This is a genomic window from Nocardia sp. NPDC060220 (assembly GCF_042727815.1).
Taxonomy (GTDB): domain Bacteria; phylum Actinomycetota; class Actinomycetes; order Mycobacteriales; family Mycobacteriaceae; genus Nocardia.
Window position 1 is genome coordinate 1 of sequence record NZ_JBHWZY010001296.1, and the last position, 1,306, is coordinate 1,306.

The 1,306-nt window shown below is 67.2% G+C and carries 1 protein-coding gene; it reads left to right on the forward strand.

Annotated elements, in window-relative coordinates; genetic code table 11:
- Nucleotides 1–1,278 (forward strand): ATP-binding cassette domain-containing protein (locus tag ACFWF3_RS36180; protein ID WP_379318673.1); only part of this gene is annotated, 1,278 nt, incomplete at its 5' end.
- Nucleotides 1,279–1,306 lie beyond the last annotated feature (28 nt).

Sequence of the window (1,306 nt, forward strand, 5' to 3'; positions counted from 1 at the left end):
CCTTCGGGCACCCTGTCGGGCGGTGAAGCCCAGCGCGTCAAGATGATTCGGCACCTCGGCTCCTCGCTCACCGACGTCACCTATGTCTTCGACGAGCCCACCGCGGGCCTGCACCCGCACGATATCCAGCGGATGAACGACCTGCTGCTGCGCCTGCGCGACAAGGGAAACACGGTGCTCGTCGTCGAGCACAAGCCCGAAACGATCGTCATCGCCGACCACATCGTCGACCTCGGCCCCGCCGCCGGGTCCAAGGGTGGCACCATCTGCTTCGAGGGCACCGTCGACGGGCTGCGCGCCAGCGACACCGTCACCGGCCGCCACTTCGACGACCGCGCCACGGTCAAGGACTCGGTGCGAAAGTCGACCGGCGCCTTGCAGATTCGTGGCGCCACCGCCAACAACCTCGACAAAGTCGACGTCGACATCCCCCTCGGCATTCTGGTGGCGATCACCGGCGTCGCGGGCTCGGGCAAGAGCTCGCTCGTGCACGGCTCGATCCCGATCGACGAAGGCGTGATCTCCGTCGACCAAGCCCCGATCAAGGGCTCACGCCGCAGCAACCCCGCCACCTACACCGGTCTGCTCGACCACATTCGCAAAGCGTTCGCCAAGGCCACCGGCGCCAAACCCGCCATGTTCAGCGCCAATTCCGAGGGCGCCTGCCCGAACTGCAACGGTGCGGGCGTGGTCTACACCGACCTGGCGATGATGGCCGGCGTGTCGACGATGTGTGAGGTGTGTGAGGGCAAGCGCTTCATGGCCGAAGTCCTCGAATACACCTTCGCGGGTAAGAACATCAGCGAAGTGCTCTCGATGCCCGTCGACGAAGCCCGCGCGTTCTTCGGCGACGGCGAGGCACGCACCCCCGCCGCCCACAAGATCCTCACCCACCTCACCGAAGTGGGCCTGGGCTACCTCACCATCGGCCAGCCACTGACCACCCTGTCCGGCGGCGAACGCCAGCGCCTCAAGCTCGCCACCCACATGTCCGACAAAGGCGGGGTCTACATCCTCGACGAACCGACCACCGGCCTGCACCTGGCCGACGTCGAACAACTCCTCGGCCTGCTCGACCGCCTCGTCGAATCCGGCAAGTCCGTCATCGTCGTCGAACACCACCAGGCAGTGATGGCCCACGCCGACTGGATCATCGACCTCGGCCCCGGCGCGGGCCACGACGGCGGCCACATCGTCTTCGAAGGCACCCCCGCCGACCTCGTCGAAGCCCGCTCCACCCTCACCGGCGAACACCTGGCCGCCTACGTCGGCGTCTGACTTCGTGCGGCCGGGCTCAGACTGAGCC